This is a genomic window from Anthropogastromicrobium sp. (assembly GCF_037349415.1).
GTDB lineage: Bacteria > Bacillota > Clostridia > Lachnospirales > Lachnospiraceae > Anthropogastromicrobium > Anthropogastromicrobium aceti.
Genome location: NZ_JAXWCK010000036.1, coordinates 61,731 through 78,116, shown reverse-complemented (window position 1 = coordinate 78,116; position 16,386 = coordinate 61,731). Strand labels below are relative to the sequence as shown.

At 41.4% G+C, this 16,386-nt stretch carries 19 protein-coding genes; 18 read left to right on the top strand and 1 reads right to left on the bottom strand.

The window, feature by feature from the left end:
- Nucleotides 1–15 precede the first annotated feature (15 nt).
- The 6 genes from WJP93_RS08460 to WJP93_RS08435 all read left to right on the top strand — a co-directional run bounded on the left by WJP93_RS08460 (nucleotide 16) and on the right by WJP93_RS08435 (nucleotide 5,307).
- Nucleotides 16–411, top strand: coding sequence for a methylglyoxal synthase (locus WJP93_RS08460; RefSeq protein ID WP_066562574.1), 396 nt, complete (start codon nucleotides 16–18; stop codon nucleotides 409–411).
- Nucleotides 412–534: 123 nt separating this feature from the next.
- Nucleotides 535–1,167 carry a redox-sensing transcriptional repressor Rex gene (locus WJP93_RS08455; protein ID WP_337547762.1) on the top strand — a complete coding sequence of 211 codons (633 nt, stop codon included), beginning with the start codon at nucleotides 535–537 and terminating at the stop codon, nucleotides 1,165–1,167.
- A gap of 2 nt (nucleotides 1,168–1,169) precedes the next feature.
- Nucleotides 1,170–2,765: an NAD(P)H-hydrate dehydratase gene (locus WJP93_RS08450; protein WP_337547761.1), complete on the top strand. Its 1,596-nt coding sequence runs from the start codon at nucleotides 1,170–1,172 to the stop codon at nucleotides 2,763–2,765.
- Nucleotides 2,766–2,769: 4 nt separating this feature from the next.
- Nucleotides 2,770–3,948, top strand: coding sequence for an alanine racemase (alr, locus tag WJP93_RS08445; RefSeq protein ID WP_337547760.1), 1,179 nt, complete (start codon nucleotides 2,770–2,772; stop codon nucleotides 3,946–3,948).
- Nucleotides 3,949–4,103: 155 nt separating this feature from the next.
- Nucleotides 4,104–4,454 (top strand): type II toxin-antitoxin system PemK/MazF family toxin, encoded by a 351-nt coding sequence (locus WJP93_RS08440; RefSeq protein WP_066562565.1) that lies wholly within the window; start codon nucleotides 4,104–4,106, stop codon nucleotides 4,452–4,454.
- A 103-nt stretch (nucleotides 4,455–4,557) separates the two neighbouring features.
- Nucleotides 4,558–5,307 carry a YebC/PmpR family DNA-binding transcriptional regulator gene (locus WJP93_RS08435; RefSeq protein ID WP_337547759.1) on the top strand — a complete coding sequence of 250 codons (750 nt, stop codon included), beginning with the start codon at nucleotides 4,558–4,560 and terminating at the stop codon, nucleotides 5,305–5,307.
- 126 nt (nucleotides 5,308–5,433) lie between these two features.
- On the opposite strand, the gene WJP93_RS08430 is transcribed toward WJP93_RS08435, so the two are convergent.
- Nucleotides 5,434–5,913, bottom strand: a complete 480-nt coding sequence (locus WJP93_RS08430) for an S-ribosylhomocysteine lyase (protein ID WP_337547757.1) — start codon at nucleotides 5,911–5,913, stop codon at nucleotides 5,434–5,436.
- Nucleotides 5,914–6,207: 294 nt separating this feature from the next.
- On the opposite strand from WJP93_RS08430, the gene gnpA reads away from it, so the two are divergent.
- The 12 genes from gnpA to WJP93_RS08370 all read left to right on the top strand — a co-directional run bounded on the left by gnpA (nucleotide 6,208) and on the right by WJP93_RS08370 (nucleotide 16,376).
- Nucleotides 6,208–8,373, top strand: a complete 2,166-nt coding sequence (gene gnpA / locus WJP93_RS08425) for a 1,3-beta-galactosyl-N-acetylhexosamine phosphorylase (RefSeq protein WP_337547756.1) — start codon at nucleotides 6,208–6,210, stop codon at nucleotides 8,371–8,373.
- Between the two features lie 13 nt (nucleotides 8,374–8,386).
- Nucleotides 8,387–9,475, top strand: coding sequence for a glycoside hydrolase family 88 protein (locus WJP93_RS08420; protein ID WP_337547754.1), 1,089 nt, complete (start codon nucleotides 8,387–8,389; stop codon nucleotides 9,473–9,475).
- Nucleotides 9,476–9,917: 442 nt separating this feature from the next.
- Nucleotides 9,918–10,475 carry a hypothetical protein gene (locus WJP93_RS08415; protein WP_337547753.1) on the top strand — a complete coding sequence of 186 codons (558 nt, stop codon included), beginning with the start codon at nucleotides 9,918–9,920 and terminating at the stop codon, nucleotides 10,473–10,475.
- Between the two features lie 652 nt (nucleotides 10,476–11,127).
- Nucleotides 11,128–11,538, top strand: a complete 411-nt coding sequence (locus WJP93_RS08410; protein WP_337547752.1) for a TIGR04076 family protein — start codon at nucleotides 11,128–11,130, stop codon at nucleotides 11,536–11,538.
- Nucleotides 11,539–11,565: 27 nt separating this feature from the next.
- Nucleotides 11,566–12,036, top strand: coding sequence for a pyridoxamine 5'-phosphate oxidase family protein (locus tag WJP93_RS08405; protein WP_337547750.1), 471 nt, complete (start codon nucleotides 11,566–11,568; stop codon nucleotides 12,034–12,036).
- Nucleotides 12,037–12,196: 160 nt separating this feature from the next.
- Nucleotides 12,197–12,709 (top strand): site-specific DNA-methyltransferase, encoded by a 513-nt coding sequence (locus WJP93_RS08400; RefSeq protein ID WP_337547798.1) that lies wholly within the window; start codon nucleotides 12,197–12,199, stop codon nucleotides 12,707–12,709.
- 350 nt (nucleotides 12,710–13,059) lie between these two features.
- Nucleotides 13,060–13,425 (top strand): hypothetical protein, encoded by a 366-nt coding sequence (locus WJP93_RS08395; protein WP_337547748.1) that lies wholly within the window; start codon nucleotides 13,060–13,062, stop codon nucleotides 13,423–13,425.
- A gap of 158 nt (nucleotides 13,426–13,583) precedes the next feature.
- The gene (locus tag WJP93_RS08390) at nucleotides 13,584–13,751 is read left to right on the top strand and encodes a hypothetical protein (protein WP_337547745.1); all 168 of its coding nucleotides are present in this window, start codon (nucleotides 13,584–13,586) and stop codon (nucleotides 13,749–13,751) included.
- A gap of 85 nt (nucleotides 13,752–13,836) precedes the next feature.
- Nucleotides 13,837–14,862 (top strand): Gfo/Idh/MocA family oxidoreductase, encoded by a 1,026-nt coding sequence (locus WJP93_RS08385; RefSeq protein WP_337547743.1) that lies wholly within the window; start codon nucleotides 13,837–13,839, stop codon nucleotides 14,860–14,862.
- A complete protein-coding gene (locus tag WJP93_RS08380; RefSeq protein ID WP_337547741.1) occupies nucleotides 14,859–15,683 on the top strand; it encodes a DUF5131 family protein in 825 nt (274 codons plus the stop codon). Before WJP93_RS08385 ends, WJP93_RS08380 begins: the two co-directional genes overlap by 4 nt.
- Nucleotides 15,680–15,835 (top strand): hypothetical protein, encoded by a 156-nt coding sequence (locus tag WJP93_RS08375; RefSeq protein WP_337547740.1) that lies wholly within the window; start codon nucleotides 15,680–15,682, stop codon nucleotides 15,833–15,835. The genes WJP93_RS08380 and WJP93_RS08375 overlap by 4 nt, the downstream gene beginning before the upstream one ends.
- A 43-nt stretch (nucleotides 15,836–15,878) precedes the next feature.
- Entirely contained in the window at nucleotides 15,879–16,376 is a 498-nt protein-coding gene (locus WJP93_RS08370; RefSeq protein WP_337547797.1) for a GNAT family N-acetyltransferase, read from the top strand.
- Nucleotides 16,377–16,386: the final 10 nt, after the last annotated feature.

The window sequence follows — 16,386 nt, the reverse complement described above, 5'->3', positions numbered from 1 at the left end:
AAGGAAGGATTAGATATGAACATTGGACTTACCGCTCATAACAGCAAAAAGACGCTGCTGGAAAGTTTTTGCATTGCGTATAAAGGCATTTTTAAGAAGCATACGCTGATTGCGACCAATGCGACAGCAAACCACATTGCCAAAGCGACAGGCATGAAAGTGACCAGTTTGCTTCCGGGTCAGATGGGAGGCTCGAAGCAGATGCAAAATATGATCGCAAACAATGATATCGATCTGGTTATATTTTTTCACAGTGCTGATTTAGAGCAGGATGCAGAAAGTATGAATCTGGCTGAGATTTCACGGTTGTGTGATATGTATAATATCCCTCTGGCGACAAACATCGCCACCGCAGAGTCACTTGTATTGTGTCTTGACCGAGGTGATATGGAGTGGAGAGATTACAAATAGTACGCAGTTATGCACAGAATGCAGCCCTTAAGGCTGCATTCATTTGTTTTTAAGCAATATTTAATTTAAAACTTAAAAGCAGATAATAAAATAAATTTACAAGTGATTAAAAAAGGAGACATCATGGAGCATAGAGAAATATCCCGAGCTGTTATCAAACGGCTACCGCGGTATTATCGTTATCTGGGAGAACTTATGCAGGAGGGCGTAGAGCGAATTTCTTCCGGAGAGTTATCCAAAAGAATGCAGATTACAGCATCACAGATTAGACAGGATCTGAATAATTTTGGAGGCTTCGGACAGCAGGGATACGGCTATAATGTAAAGTATCTTTATCATGAAATCGGAAAAATATTGGGGCTTGATAAGACATACAATTTAATTATAATCGGTGCAGGAAATCTTGGTCAGGCGATTGCAAACTATGCCAATTTTGAGCGTCGTGGTTTTGTTGCAAAGGCAATGTTTGATACAAATCCACAGTTAAAGGGAAAGACTGTACGTGGTATTCCAGTTTATTCAATGGATGATCTGGAAAATTATATCAGAAATAACGATGTTCAGATTGCAGCACTGACTCTTCCAAAGGCAGGGGCAGAGGCAGCAGCTAAAAGACTTATCAAGATCGGCATTCGCGGTATCTGGAATTTTGCCCACACCGATCTTCGTGTACCAGATGATGTGGTTGTAGAAAATGTTCATTTGTCAGAGAGTCTGATGCGTATTTCATATCGTCTTAGTAATCAGGAGGAATAATCATGAAGCAGCTGTTGACAGGAAAGCAGATGAAGCAGGCGGACACATGGTCAATTAAAGAGTTTGGAATGGAAAGCCTGATTTTGATGGAGCGTGCAGCGCTTTGTGCAGCACAGCACATCATGTCAGTGCAAAAACCAGGATGCGTCTTTATTATGTGCGGCATGGGGAATAATGGTGCTGATGGACTGGCAATGGCAAGAATCCTCTCACAAAACGGCTGGTCTGTTAGAATTGCTGCTATTGGACAAATCGAGAAGGCAACGAAGGAATGGCTCTATCAAAAAGCACTTTTAGACAAAATGGAAATTTTGCCCGTGCAATACTTTTATGAGTCAGATGATAAGGATGAAGAAGAATACAGATCAGCACTTTCAAATCTTTATGTGCCGGCGCAGGTGTATGTGGATGCTCTATTTGGCGTTGGCTTGTCGCGCAAGGTGAGTGGAGTTTACCGCGCTGCTATTGAAGAATGGAATGAACATAAAAAGAAGTGCGGTGCATATGGTGTTGCTGTTGATATATGCTCTGGTTTAGACGCAAAAAGCGGACAGATGCTCGGTGCATGTGTTAAGGCAGATGTACAGATCACATTTGGCTATGGAAAAGTAGGTCAGTTTCTGTATCCTGGTGCATCATTATCAGATCAGACAATCATATGCGATATAGGTATGCCAAATGAAGCAGTTTATCATGTAGACGGATTTCCATTTAATTGTCTTGAAAAATCTGATGCAAAAGACTGGCTTGGCAGCCGTTGTTTGTGGGGCAATAAGGGGACGTTTGGTCGTGTTGTGATTATTGCAGGAAGCAGCGGCATGGCAGGAGCCGCATATTTGTCGGCACTTGCTGCCTATCGCACAGGAGCAGGTCTTGTTGATATTGTCACACCCAAATGCAATCGTCTGGTTTTACAGCAGCTGCTTCCAGAGGCAGTGCTGCATTGTATTTCAGAAATTTCAAAAGATGAAGAACAGCTGGCATATCTGCGAAATGAGGTACTTCCAAAGGCAAAAGCTATTGTGATTGGACCAGGACTTTCAACCGATACCTTAGCAAAAAAGCTTTTGGATATGGTCTTAGAGTGGAACAGATCACAAAATTGCCCTATTGTTATTGATGCAGATGCCTTAAATCTGCTTGCGATGAGAACAAATATTGATCAGGCAGAATACCTTGGAGAAAATGTGATTCTTACGCCGCATCCAGGTGAGCTTGGTCGCTTGATGGACTCATCTGCGAAAGAGGCAGCTAAAAATCTTCTATATTTTGCAGAAGAATTACAAAAAAAGTTTGGCTGTATATGCGTCTGCAAGGATGCTCGCACAGTCATTCTAACACAAAAAAACAGATATCTGAACCTTACCGGAAACAGCGGTATGGCAACAGGCGGAAGCGGTGACGTACTGACCGGCGTGATCGCGTCGCTTGCCGCACAGGGGCTGTCTGCCGAAAGGGCAGCTGTTCTTGGCGTCTGGCTGCATGGCGCAGCTGGTGATGAGGCGGCAAAGGAAAAGAGTCCATATAGTATGATCGCGCGTGATCTGGCAGATGGACTATCAAAAGTGCTGATACAAACAAGCAGGAAGAAGGTATAAGGATATGCATAACTATCACAGAGTCTGGGCAGAGGTTAATCTGGATGCCATAAGAGCCAATATGGAGTCGTTTAGAGATAATGTTCCAAAAGAGGCAATGCTTTGCGGTGTTATTAAAACAGATGGATATGGTCTGGGAGCCGTCCCAGTTGCAAAAACAATTGATGATCTGGTATGGGGCTATGCCGTAGCCACAATTGACGAGGCATTAAATCTGCGCCGCCATAACATCACAAAGCCCATTCTGGTGCTCGGTTATGTTCATCCGGAACGCTTTGCAGATCTGGTTGATCATAAAATTCGTTATGCCGGTTTTGAGGAAGATAAGATAATGCTTCTTTCTGAGACGGCAAAAAAGATGGGCAAAAAAGCATATGTACATGTAAAGGTAGATACGGGAATGAGCCGCATTGGCATGACACCAGAGCATGCACTTTCTTTTGTAAAATGGCTTTCAACTCAGGAGAATATTTGTACAGAGGGTATTTTTACTCATATGGCAACTGCTGATATGATCAAAAATCAAGGAGCTATTGAGCAGCAAAAACGCTTCCAAAAGATAGTAGAGAGCTTAAAAGAGGCAGGATGCTGTCCTCCAATCTGCCATTGTGCTAATTCAGCAGCAGGCATCTGGATGACAAATGCGCCGGGCAATATGTTTCGTATCGGTATTTCTCTGTACGGCTATTACCCGTCAGAGGAAGTCAGAAAGGATATTGTATCGCTCACACCGGCACTAACACTAAAGTCTGAGATTGCCTATATTAAGACTGTTCCTACAGGAACAGCAATCGGATATGGAGCAACATTTGTAACAGATCATGAAACTGTGGTAGCCACGATTCCAATTGGCTATGGAGATGGTTATCCAAGAGCACTTTCAAATAAGGGAAGTATTTTAATCCATGGAAAGAAAGCGCCGATTTTGGGCCGTATCTGCATGGACCAGACAATGGTAGATATCAGTGATATTCCAGAAGCAAAAGAAGGCGACGAGGTAGTTGTCATTGGAAAAAGCGGTGATAATGAGCTGAGCGCCGAGGAAGTTTCTGAACTTGCGGGAAGCTTTAATTATGAACTTTTGTGTGACCTTGGAAAGCGTATTCCGAGAGTTTATTACCGCCACGGCAAAGTAGTCGGAAGCAAGGATTATAACGAAGACGATTACTGTGATTTTATGTAATCAGAGTAAGATGCGGGAGTGCAAAGCACAGCGTTAAATTGTTGCGATGATCAATATATGCACATACCATACAATAACAGCATCTGTCAGGATGAATAAGAAATTCCAATATGGAAATACTTAGAATATCCTGAAAGAAATTGGAGTGTGCATATATGGTAATCCGTAGAGGTGATATTTATTATGCGGATCTTCGCCCTGTGGTAGGTTCTGAACAGGGTGGTGTCCGCCCGGTACTTATTATACAAAACGATATGGGAAACAGGCACAGCCCGACAGTGATTTGTGCCGCCATTACATCACGCATGTCAAAGGCAAAGTTGCCAACGCATGTTGTAATTGATTCACGCTGCTGCAGTATCGTAAAAGATTCCGTTGTATTACTAGAGCAGCTTCGCACAATAGACAAACAGCGCCTTCGCGAAAAGGTATGTCATCTGGAAGAGGATATGATCCGCCAGATAGACGAGGCACTGCGCGTCAGTTTAGACATCACCCGTACATAGATAGAGCGGGTCTTTCAAATTATACTTGCAAGATTGAAAAATACATGATAAGATAAATTAGTTAAACAAACATATAGTTTTAAGTCACAAAGGAGCGTTAAAAATGTCAGGACATTCTAAATTTGCCAATATTAAGCATAAGAAGGAAAAGAACGATGCCGCAAAGGGAAAAGTATTTACCCGTATCGGCCGTGAAATCGCAGTTGCAGTAAAGGAAGGCGGAGCAGATCCGGCAAACAACAGCAAGCTGCGTGATGTCGTTGCAAAGGCAAAGGCAAACAACATGCCAAATGATACCATTGACCGCAGCATCAAGAAGGCAGCAGGAGATGCAAATGCTGCAAACTACGAGTCTATCACTTACGAGGGATATGGCCCAAGCGGAACTGCGATTATTGTAGAGACACTGACCGATAACCGTAACCGTACCGCATCAAATGTGCGCAACGCTTTCACAAAGGGCAGCGGAAACGTAGGAACAAATGGCTGCGTATCCTTCATGTTTGACCGCAAGGGTCAGATCATCGTAGATAAGGAAGAATATGAGGGCGATGCAGATGAGCTGATGATGACTGCTCTTGATGCAGGCGCAGAGGATTTCTCTGAGGAAGAAGACTGCTACGAGATCTACACCGATCCAGACAACTTCTCTGAGGTAAGAGAGGCACTTGAAAAAGCAGGTGTTCCGATGGCAAGCGCAGAGGTTACTATGATTCCTCAGAATTATGTTGATCTGACATCTGATAATGATGTAAAGCTTATGAACCGTATTCTTGATATGCTGGATGACGATGATGATGTACAGGAAGTATATCATAACTGGAATCAGCCGGAAGAGGAAGACGAGGACTGATTACGTTTTTCGCCTCAAATTGAATAGAACGAAAAAAAGCACCGCCGCTAGGAGAACCTTCGGCTGTGCCTTTTTTTATGCCCTCAAGGTTTAAGTACGAGGGGTATAAGTATTGTAGTGGGACCATTATGCCGGGTAAACTGTGTTACCCTCTGTCAGATTACCGAGCACATTGTCCAGATAGCGTTTTGCCAGATACTTTGCCATAGGCAAGTTCATATCAAGATAGTTTCCGCAGGAAATTGCATCTGCACCTGGTACCTCACCTTCAAAACCAGCCATAAAAGCATACATTTCACAAAGCAGATCAATAATGTCCATCGGCTCTAATTCACCAGCTAAGATCAGATAAAATCCAGTTCTGCATCCCATCGGTCCAAAATAAATGACGCGATCCTTCCATACAGGATGATTGCGTAAAAATGTAGCGCCAAGATGCTCAAGTGTGTGAACCTCAGCCGTGTTCATGACAGGTTCTTTGTTTGGTCTTGTCATGCGAAGATCAAATGTTGTTAATGTTTCACTTCCAACTTTGTCGCGGCGAGAAACATAAACGCCAGGGACAAGAGTAAGATGATTGACCTGAAAGCTTGCAATTTTTTCCATAATACATATATCCTTTCTAAAATTTAAAATGAATTTTGACCTATTTTTTTATCAGACAGCTGATTGTCTGACTTTCATTGTAAAGGAAAAAAAGGATACTTGCAAGCATGAAACAAACTTCCAAACTGCTTTGTTAAAAATGTATGTGAAAATAAGGGCAAGGACACGCTATTTCGTCAAAACTGCAAAGAAAAGACAACAATATGATTAGAATTGATCAATTATTTCGGTTATGATAAGGGTAACTACCGAAAGTGTGAGAAGCTGTGAGCTTTTCAGGAAAGGGAGGATGAGATGGCAGAAATAAAGAAAGGCAGCTTTACGCTGCCAGGTGAAGCAGGTTTTGAGAGCCTGACATTAAAAATGGCAGAAAAATGGGGAGCAGACGTCATTCGCGACAGCGATGGTACGAAGCTTTCAGAAGATATTACAAAGGCAGGGTATGGTATTTACTCTACGATTTGCGTAATCCGTGCCGATAATGCATGGGCGAAAAAGAATATGGATAAACTTCAGCAAAACTTTTTAATGAGCGAGCCTGTTATGGCAGAGTCTGATACAGTAGTGATCAGCCCATTAAAGGGATATTTTACTCAGCAGTTTAAGCTCAATAAGTCAGAGGAAGCACTGGCATATTGGCAAGTTTTTGACCGCACAACAGGCGAGGAGATCAAGAACTGGAGCTTTGATTCTGAGGCAGAAACAGTAACTATTACTGGTGCATCACCGTGGCACAGCTATACAGTAAACTTCCTTGCAGTTCGCCTTTGGGAAGAGATTTCCATGTATAATCACATTACAAATGATTGGGGTGACAAGGAACATTTGATGGCAGTTGATCCAAGATACCCAGAGACACAGGCTCATATGATAAAGTGGATGACAGAGTGGTGTGAGAAAAATCCAGATACAACAGTAGTTCGTTTTACTTCCATGTTCTACAACTTTGCATGGTTCTGGAAGGATGACAAAAACTGCAGAGATGCATTCTCTGACTGGGGTTCATATGCAATGACAACCACACCGTTAGCGCTCAAGGAATTTGAGAAGAAGTATGGCTACGCGATGACATCCGAGGATTTTGTCAATGCAGGACTTTATACTTCCACTCATAATGTTCCGTCTAAGAAGTATAGAGCATGGATGGATTTTATCAATGAATTTGTTGTAAGCTTCGGAAAGAAGTTAATCGATATCGTTCACAGCTATGGAAAGAAAGCTTATGTTTTCTATGATGACAGCTGGATTGGTGTAGAGCCGTATTCCAAGCGTTTTAAGGAGTTTGGCTTTGATGGTCTGATCAAGTGTGTATTCAATGGCTTTGAGGCACGTCTTTGCGCAGGTGTAGATGGTGTTACGCATGAGCTTCGTTTCCATCCATATTTGTTCCCGACTGGTCTGACAGGTGAGCCAACATTTGCACCGGGCGGAAATCCAAAGCTGGATGCAAGCCGTTACTGGGTAAATGTGCGTCGTGCACTTCTTCGTAAGCCAGTAGACCGTATTGGTCTGGGCGGATATCTGCATCTTGTAGAGCCATTCCCGGATTTCTGTGATTACATTGCACAGGTAGCAGATGAGTTTCGTCTGTTAAAGAGCTTCAACGCATCATGTGAGCCATACACATTGCCAGGCAAGGTAGCAGTGCTTACTGCATGGGGTTCACTTCGTTCATGGATCTGCAGCGGTCATCTGCATGAGCATCCAGAGGTCGATTTGACAAATCTTCTTGATGCAATTTCAGGTCTTCCATTTGATGTACAGTTTATGAGCTTTGATGATGTTTTAGCAAATGGTATTCCAGAAGATGTAAAGGTTATCATTAACGCAGGTGTTGCAAACAGTGCATGGAGCGGCGGCGATTATTGGAAGGAAGCTGGTGTAATCGAAGCACTGACTGCATTCGTTCACAACGGCGGAGGTCTGCTTGGCGTAAATGATCCGTCTGCTGTATGGGCAAATGGAAGCTTCTTCCAGTTAGCACCTGTCTTTGGCATCGACAAGGATCTTGGCACCAAAAAGTGTATCGGAAAGTATGTAAATCCAGTTACAGAAGGCACATTTGTGATGGAAGATACACCAAATATCGGTGAATCAATGGTAGAAAATCCGGGCGTTTACTGCAAGAGCGCAAATGTAAGCGTACTGGCTGCTAATGGAAAGACACCGCTTATTACGCTGAATCAATTTGGTGCAGGTAAGGCAATGTATATGTCATCCTTCCGCGTATCAAAGGAGTCTACACGTTTCTTAATGAGAGCACTGTTAACACTTCTTGGCAAGGAAGATAAGGTAAGAGATTATATCTGTGACAACCTGTATACTGAGTGTGCATATTATGAGGAAATTGATAAGCTGGTAGTCATCAATAACAGTGGTGACACACAGAAGACAGTAATTAAGACTGCAAAGGGTGATGTAACTGTAGAGCTTGCACCATTTGCAACAAAGATTTTATAATCAGGAGGAAAACATGAAGGTTTCATTCGACAATGAAGAAATTTTGTCTGCGATTGACCGTGTGGCAAAGAAGACGATGACCATGGATCTGACATGGGACTGGCCGTGTGGTGTAGCTTATTATGGACTGGCAGAGGCATATAAGGCAACCGGAAAAACAGAGTACATGGAATTTTTAAAGAACTGGGTAGACGAGTACATCGAGATGGGTCTGCCGTCATGGAATGTAAATACTTGCGCAATGGGTCACTGCCTGATCACTCTGTACGAGTACACAGGCGACAAGAAGTACTGGGATATCATCATGAGCAAGATCGAGTATCTTAGAAACGATGCACTTCGTTTTGGCGATCATGTATTGCAGCACACTGTTTCAAGCAACAACGATTTTCCAGAGCAGTGCTGGGCAGATACACTTTTTATGGCAGCTTTCTTAATGCTTCGCGTTGGTTCAAAGCTTCGTATGCTTAATCCAGACGATCCGAAAGATGCAGCACTTATGGAGTATCAGCCGCAGGCAATGGACATCATCAACGATTCATTAAATCAGTATTACTGGCATATTCAGTATCTGCAGAACAAAGAGACAAGCCTGTGGTATCATGGCTACAACAACGTTCATAAAGATCACATGTCAGGTTTTTACTGGGGCCGTGCTAATGCATGGGCAGCATATACCATGTCTCAGGTAAAGAAGAATCTGTATGACTGGTATCTGTTCCCACCGTGCATGGACGTAGAGTGCTCACTTCGCGATCAGCTTGCAGCATTGAAACTCGTTCAGACAGAAAATGGTCTTTGGAGAACAATTCTCGATGATGAGGAAGCATACGAGGAAGTATCTGCATCAGCAGGTATCGCAGCAGCAATGGTAGAGATGAACAATCCTCTTCATGCAAAGTATGTTCAGAAGGCATTAAAAGGCATTTTAGATAATGTTTCCGCAGATGGAAGAGTATTGAACGTATCAGGCGGCACAGCAGTTATGAAAGACCGCGAGGGATATATGGGCGTACCAAAGGCTTGGATCCAGGGATGGGGACAAGGTCTGGCGCTGGCATTCTTTACTGCAATTTTAAACGACAGCAAAAAGCAGCAGTAATCTTTATGCTATACAATATGATAATGTGACAACCCGAAACGGTATGGCCTGCGAAAGTGGGCTGTGCCGTTTTTTGTGTGGCAACCCGGAAGTGTGTGTGGTGCAACCCGGAAGTGTGTGGAGTCCGTGAGGTTACAAGGTGCAACCCGGAAGTTTTACGAGCGCGGTTCGCCGATTGTTTTGTCGGCCTCTCTTTTCCGCAGGTACCTGTTACGCTATTTATTATCTTAAGTTACTTTGAAAGTCCTGCTACAACGTTCGGCCTCGTAAAAGCAAATCGGTTCACCGCGGATTTAGGTTACAATATTACATCCGAAAGGTTCTTGAAATATGCGAAAAATTGACTTTACTTGATATTATATTTATAATATACTTGGATTGGAAGTGCAAAAGTAAGTATATAAGAGTACATAAGAAAAAACGTGAGGAATAGAGCAGGCAGATGTTTCAAATAGGTGACTGGGTTACGCAGTATAGTGTAGGATATTGGCAAGTTGTTGATATCAAAGCGAAATATGCAGAGGAAGATAGCGGTTATGGAAAGCAATTTTGGAAAAAAGGAGAGCAAATTGGAAAGTGGGTCTTTCTGAAAAAAGCTTTTACACCCAAAATGAAGATTCAAATAAGGAGCGAGTGTGTAGATGGAGAGTGGTGTAAAATTGTTACCGATGAGAAAAGAACCGAAATCAAAAAATATTTTGCAGATCATCCGAATGATTGGGAGCGCTTTTGTAATACACCAGTGGTAATTCCACCAGCTGTCAGTTCAATATGGATGAATCTGTCAGATGATCAGGAAGCAAAAGTATTGCAAATTTTAAAAGAGCTTCCCAAGTGTTTCAGCAGAGCAGAACTTGATCAACAGTTTGAACAGAGGGGCTTATTAAATGTGGTTACAAATCCACCAACATCCCATATTTTATCACTTAGTTGTAATCCATGGGAAGTGGGTGCAAATGCTGTCTTAACATATTTCTCACCGGAGTTAAAGAGAGTATAAGCGAATGTGTTCTTCTATAGTTTTGGTGAAAAAATAGGATGACAGAGGAATAGTTTTGTGCTATAGTAAACTCAGGGGTTGGGAAGATTTGGCGTGTTAAATGTGTCCAAATTGTAAACATGCACGAAAAAGAGGACCTGTCAGAATATTCTGACAAATACTTGCAAAAATAGGCTCTGGAAACCGCATAAAACCTAGGTTTTTGAAGGGGTACTGTAGAAATGAGTCATCAGCCCGAGAGGGCATTGACACTTACGGGTTCTATGTTTATCCATTACAGTAATAATGTAGAAATGAGTTGCTTTAGACGGCAAATTCAATGACAAATAATTGAAAAAGATGGAAAACAAAAGGTAATTGTTAATTTTGAACGTCCGACTGAAAATGGATTTGATTCTGCAAGATGCGAGTTGCCAGATTATAAATGGACAGAGCGAGAGGGATATTCCGATGAAGAAATAGCAATGTTTGATAAACTCTTGCATACTAACGCACATTTGCTGTATAGGGATGCAGAACATGAATAGAGAAAGTGTAGTGTGAAAGTTTCGGGGTCAGGTCTGCCAGCTGCACACAGCTGGTCGGCCCTGACCCCAGTCTCGTCGATGGATTGAAAGACTGAAAAAATTGGATACAGAACAGGAGTAATGTTATGCAGCACGAATGTAGAATAACGGTTCTGGAAACAAAAGTATTCCCAGAACTGCAGGAGAAATATCTGGCTAATCCGAAGTCAGGACCGTGTCCCTGCTTCAAGGCAGGTGAGACATTTTTATTGAAGAGAACACCACAGCAGGATGATTTTTATCATCTGATGAACGGCAAGTTCTGCGGTGAGGCATGGGATGCAGTGAGCCGATATGTCTATACCGCTTTACAGGGCGGATCCATCATGCATGGCTGGACAAATGATGAGCGCATGATGATCACCTGCTGTAATGACGGGACAAGACCTGTCATATTTAAAATAGAAAGAATCGACATCCCGGAGAATGAGGAAGAAAAGGAGTGGCTGGAGAAGCAGAACTTCAAGAACACGGCGGATGACGCTTATACGGGATAAATCGGAATTTGAAGGGAGTAAAAAACTATGCGAAGGAAAGATAGAGAGATTACCGACATTGATAAAATCGAGACAATTATTGCGTCAGCAAGATATATGCATTTAGGAATGTTTGACGGTGAATTTCCTTATATTGTACCATTGCATTATGGCTACCAAATGGAAAAGGGAAAGCTGACATTTTATGTGCATTGTGCGAAAGAAGGACACAAGCTGGAGTGCCTCAAAGAAAACAGGAATGTATTTGTAGAAATTGATAGAGGTGAATCTCTTATTAAAGCGGATATACCTTGCAAATATGGAGCAGAGTATGAGAGCGTTATGTGTCGAGGTAAAGCAATGATCATTGAAGATATAAAAGAAAAATGTAAAGCACTTGGCGTTCTTATGAAAGTACAGACTGGCGAAGAACATGAGATCGACGATAAGATGGCAAGTGCAGTAAATGTGGTTAAGATTGATGTTGAATCCTATACTGCCAAAGCTTGTATCAGATAATAGACAACTTCAAGTTTGCAATACCTAAATCATAGGAAAGGAGGCGCTGCCGATGTACGCACAAAAAGCTATCGTTCATTATGCACCCACTTTGCACACTGTGCGTAACGTTCATAATGCACACTGTGCCTATCGTTTCAGAGTATAATCGTGTGATTGTATCAATTTTGTAAGGGCAATAGACCCACCTTATAATACAGGCAACGATTTCATTTATGCTGACAATTTCATGCATTCACAGGAAGAAGAAAATCAACAGATGGGAATGTATGATGAAGAAACAGGCGACCGTTTATTCAAAAATACAGACACCAACGGGCGCTTTCATTCTGACTGGTGCAGCATGATTTATTCAAGACTGATGTTGGCAAGAAATTTGTTGACGGATGAAGGGGGTATTTTTATTAGTATTGATGATAATGAGCAGGAGAATCTTAAGAAATGCTGTGATGAAGTGTTTGAAACACGTTGTTTTTTGGCAACATTTGTGTGGAAACGTCGAGCATCTTCACAACTTGATAAAAGTAAATGTTACACAGATCACGAATATGTTCTTGCATATACAGGGAAAACATTTCAAGCTTTTCGTGGCATCGACAAAGATTATAAAGGATATTCTAATCCGGATAACGATCCTCGTGGCCCGTGGACAACAAACAGGAAAGGTCTATAAACCAAATTACAACCGTGTTTGGTCATATATTCCGGAATCTATGGCTCAACTCATTGCTGAAAATAGGATAGTTTTTCCAGAAGACACTTCCAAGATACCAATGAAAAAGCGATTTAAGAGACAAAGCTGACCCGTAAAGATATTATTGCTATTTTTGTGGCATTCAAAAGTCTGTTTTCGAGCAGTTTAAAGATAATCCAGAAGAGTTTATCATCAAAGCAGCTGCGCTCATCAATGATGAAAAAGCTACGGCAATTATTCAGCACATTACTTACGATGTTTTAGATGAGTGTTACGGCACGGAGGTCTTTACCGATCCGACTATTAAGGGAAGGTTAGGCATCAATGCGATGAAAGCAAAGAAGCATTTGTATGATCATGTTGTGTTTGATTCGACCAATGAACGCGACTTTGCTACCGAACTGGATATCAATACAGATGTGGTCGTATATGTAAAGTTACCAGATGGATTCTATATTTCGACTCCAGTAGGACATTATAACCCTGATTGGGCAATCGCCTTCTATGAGGGCAAAGTAAAGCATATCTATTTTGTGGCGGAAACGAAGGGTTCTATGTCCTCTATGCAGTTGCATTTGATTGAGGAATCAAAGATTCATTGTGCAAGAGAACACTTTAAAGCGATCTCTAATGGCAATGTTGTTTACGATGTTGTGGACAGCTATAAATCATTGATGGATAAGATTATGAAGTAGAGCATTATGGATAGTAATAAATAATAGTCAGAAATGGAGGTGAAAAAGTGAACACATGCGCCATTTTAAGGAGTCAAGGGAACTACACAATATTTTAATTTAATAATGACGTGATTCGCTTTCGAACATCTACTCGTTTGGAACGATACATAAAAGTAGTGGAGTGGGATCATGGTTATTTGGTTGTAATGGCAAAGTATAGCAGTGTAGGTGAGGTTGAGGAATATATTGACCTAATACCGATATTGGAGCGGCTGTATTATGATGTAGATCAATTTTTGAAGCCGATCAGGGAGGTTAAGATAGACTACTCGCCAGAAATTTAAGATGCGTATAAAAAAGAGAATAATCAGGTAATGAGAAATTAAATACGATAACAATTACTTAAGAGTTGATACTAGGAGGACCCTTATGAAAAAATTTCGTTTTGCCATTTTGGGGGCAGGTCATATTGCAAGGCAGTTTTGTGATGCCGTATCGCGAATTGATGGATGCGAGGTATGTGCAGTTGCAAGTAAAAGTCTTGAAAGAGCAGAAAATTTTGTAAAAGAGAATGGTGTTGAAAGCTATTATGATGATTATGAGATTTTATTGGAGAAGGAAAGACCAGATTGTGCCTATATTGCAGTGACAACAAATGATCATTATCGCTTGAGTGTGCTCTGCGTAAATCACAGCGTACCAGTTTTGTGTGAGAAAGCGATGTTTCAAAATTCAGAGGAAGCGAAGAACTTGTATGCGCTAGCGAGTGAGAAAAAGATTTTTGTCATGGAAGCTTTGTGGAGTCGGTATCTTCCTGCTGTGCAACAGGCAAAAAGATGGGTGGAACAAGAAAAGATCGGAATGCCAACTGTTTTGCAGTGTAATATTGGATTTGTAGCGCCAGATGACAAAGAAAATCGATATTTTAATCCAAAGTTGGGAGGTGGCGCAGCAAAGGATATCACGGTCTATACATATGAAATCACGACGTTTATTTTAAATCAAGCAATTAAAAATATATCCGTGTCGGCAACTTGGAGTGATACCGGTGTCGATGTTACAGACCATGTTGCCATTTGCTTTGAAGATACATTTGCTGATTTGCTGACAAGCTTTGTTGCACAGTTAGAGGAGCAGATGGTAATTTATGGCCGATTTGGAAAAATCGTTCTTCCACATCCTCACTATGCATCAGAGGCATATTTGTATGGAAATGACGGGGAATTAAAAGAGCATTTTGTAGATCAAAAAACAAAAAATGGTTTTACATATGAGATTCAAGATGCAATTCGCTGTATTCAAGCTGGAAAATTGGAAAGTGATGTTGTGCCGTGGAAGGATACACTGGCATGTGCAAAATTGTTTGACAAGATCAATGCGTTTTGCGATGAAAAAGCATTGAAAACGATCGAAGATATTGAAGCAGTGCCAGAGGAAACAAGAGCGGAATTATGAAAATGAATATCTGGAATCCGTGGCATGGATGTAACAAATACAGCGAAGGCTGTGATCACTGCTATATGTACTACTTAGATGCACAGAGGGATCAAGATGGAAGTTTGATATATAAAACCAAAACGAATTTTAATCTTCCACTCAAAAAAACACGTCAGGGAATCTACAAAATACCGTCTGGAACAATGCTGCATGTGTGCATGACGTCTGATTTTTTTCTGGAAGAGGCAGATGTCTGGCGTGATGAAATATGGGATATGATTCGGATTCGTTCGGATGTTTCTTTTTGGATTCAGACCAAAAGAGCCGGGCGAATCCAGCAGTGTCTTCCATTCGATTGGAATGATGGCTGGGAGAATGTAATACTTTGTGTCACGACGGAAAATCAAAAAAGAGCCGATGAAAGATTGCCGATATTACTTGATATTCCTGCAAAACACAAGGCTTTTATGATTGCACCGATTTTATCTGAAGTGCATGTTGAGCCTTATCTTGCAACAAAGCAATTTGAACAAGTTCTTTGTGATGGAGAAAACTATGACGGAAATCGTCCCTGTCGACATGAGTGGGTAAAATCGCTACATGATCAGTGTGAAAAGGAAAATGTTCGATTTGACTTTATCGGAACAGGCAATGTATTTATTAAAGATGGAAAAGTTTATCGAATACCTAAAGCATACCAAAGTGTACAGGCAAAGCGCTCTGGTTTGTCGTATCCGTCTGGAGAGACCGATGTTCCAATACAGCCGCGATGCAAAACTTGTAAAAGAAGATATAGTTGTAATGGATGCCATTGGTGTGGAAAATGTGGAGGAAAATGAAAAGTATAACTTCCTATTGTCCTGCTGATGAGCCATATATCAGGAGTGAAGCTGTTTCAGATTGGTCTTGGAACACCTGCTTCAAGCTTGATTCAAGAAAAGATAAAGCAAATGATTGGGTGTTGATTTTGAAAAAGGCAGAGTCACGATAAAGATATGATAAAATAATCGAAAGGAAAAATTATGGAGAAGCAAATTGAAATCAGAAGAGCTGAAGAAAAAGATATCAAAAAAGTAATGGATCTGTTGTCACAGGTTCTTGAAATTCACGCAAAAATAAGACCAGATGTTTTTGTGAGTGGAACAACAAAATATACAGATGCAGAATTGTTACAGATGTTTGAGGATGATCAAAATCCGGTATATGTAGCAGTGGATGAAAAAGATCAAGTGGTAGGATATGCATTTTGCAAATTAAGACAGCAGCCATTTTCAAACAATATGGTGCAGTTTACCTCGCTATTTATCGATGATCTATGTGTGGACACAATGATTCGAGGAAAGCATATCGGTCAGAAGCTGTTTGAGCATGTAAAAAAAGAAGCGGTGAGACTCGGCTGCTATGAAGTTACTTTAAATGTTTGGGAAGGAAACGACTCAGCAAAAGCATTTTATGAAAAAATGGGACTGAAGCCAAAAGAAACACAGATGGAATACATAATCAAAGACCAGGGGGACAGGTGCGGTGGCTGAATTAATGTCC

Bases quoted from the DNA above. Each gene is read 5' to 3' on its own strand.
- WJP93_RS08385 (WP_337547743.1), top strand. From the start codon at position 13,837: ATGAAAAAATTTCGTTTTGCCATTTTGGGGGCAGGTCATATTGCAAGG.
- WJP93_RS08460 (WP_066562574.1), top strand. From the start codon at position 16: ATGAACATTGGACTTACCGCTCATAACAGCAAAAAGACGCTGCTGGAA.
- WJP93_RS08440 (WP_066562565.1), top strand. From the start codon at position 4,104: ATGGTAATCCGTAGAGGTGATATTTATTATGCGGATCTTCGCCCTGTG.
- WJP93_RS08375 (WP_337547740.1), top strand. From the start codon at position 15,680: ATGAAAAGTATAACTTCCTATTGTCCTGCTGATGAGCCATATATCAGG.
- WJP93_RS08435 (WP_337547759.1), top strand. From the start codon at position 4,558: ATGTCAGGACATTCTAAATTTGCCAATATTAAGCATAAGAAGGAAAAG.
- WJP93_RS08430 (WP_337547757.1), bottom strand. From the start codon at position 5,913: ATGGAAAAAATTGCAAGCTTTCAGGTCAATCATCTTACTCTTGTCCCT.
- WJP93_RS08450 (WP_337547761.1), top strand. From the start codon at position 1,170: ATGAAGCAGCTGTTGACAGGAAAGCAGATGAAGCAGGCGGACACATGG.
- WJP93_RS08455 (WP_337547762.1), top strand. From the start codon at position 535: ATGGAGCATAGAGAAATATCCCGAGCTGTTATCAAACGGCTACCGCGG.
- alr (WP_337547760.1), top strand. From the start codon at position 2,770: ATGCATAACTATCACAGAGTCTGGGCAGAGGTTAATCTGGATGCCATA.
- WJP93_RS08410 (WP_337547752.1), top strand. From the start codon at position 11,128: ATGCAGCACGAATGTAGAATAACGGTTCTGGAAACAAAAGTATTCCCA.
- WJP93_RS08380 (WP_337547741.1), top strand. From the start codon at position 14,859: ATGAAAATGAATATCTGGAATCCGTGGCATGGATGTAACAAATACAGC.
- WJP93_RS08395 (WP_337547748.1), top strand. From the start codon at position 13,060: ATGAAAGCAAAGAAGCATTTGTATGATCATGTTGTGTTTGATTCGACC.
- gnpA (WP_337547756.1), top strand. From the start codon at position 6,208: ATGGCAGAAATAAAGAAAGGCAGCTTTACGCTGCCAGGTGAAGCAGGT.
- WJP93_RS08405 (WP_337547750.1), top strand. From the start codon at position 11,566: ATGCGAAGGAAAGATAGAGAGATTACCGACATTGATAAAATCGAGACA.
- WJP93_RS08415 (WP_337547753.1), top strand. From the start codon at position 9,918: ATGTTTCAAATAGGTGACTGGGTTACGCAGTATAGTGTAGGATATTGG.
- WJP93_RS08420 (WP_337547754.1), top strand. From the start codon at position 8,387: ATGAAGGTTTCATTCGACAATGAAGAAATTTTGTCTGCGATTGACCGT.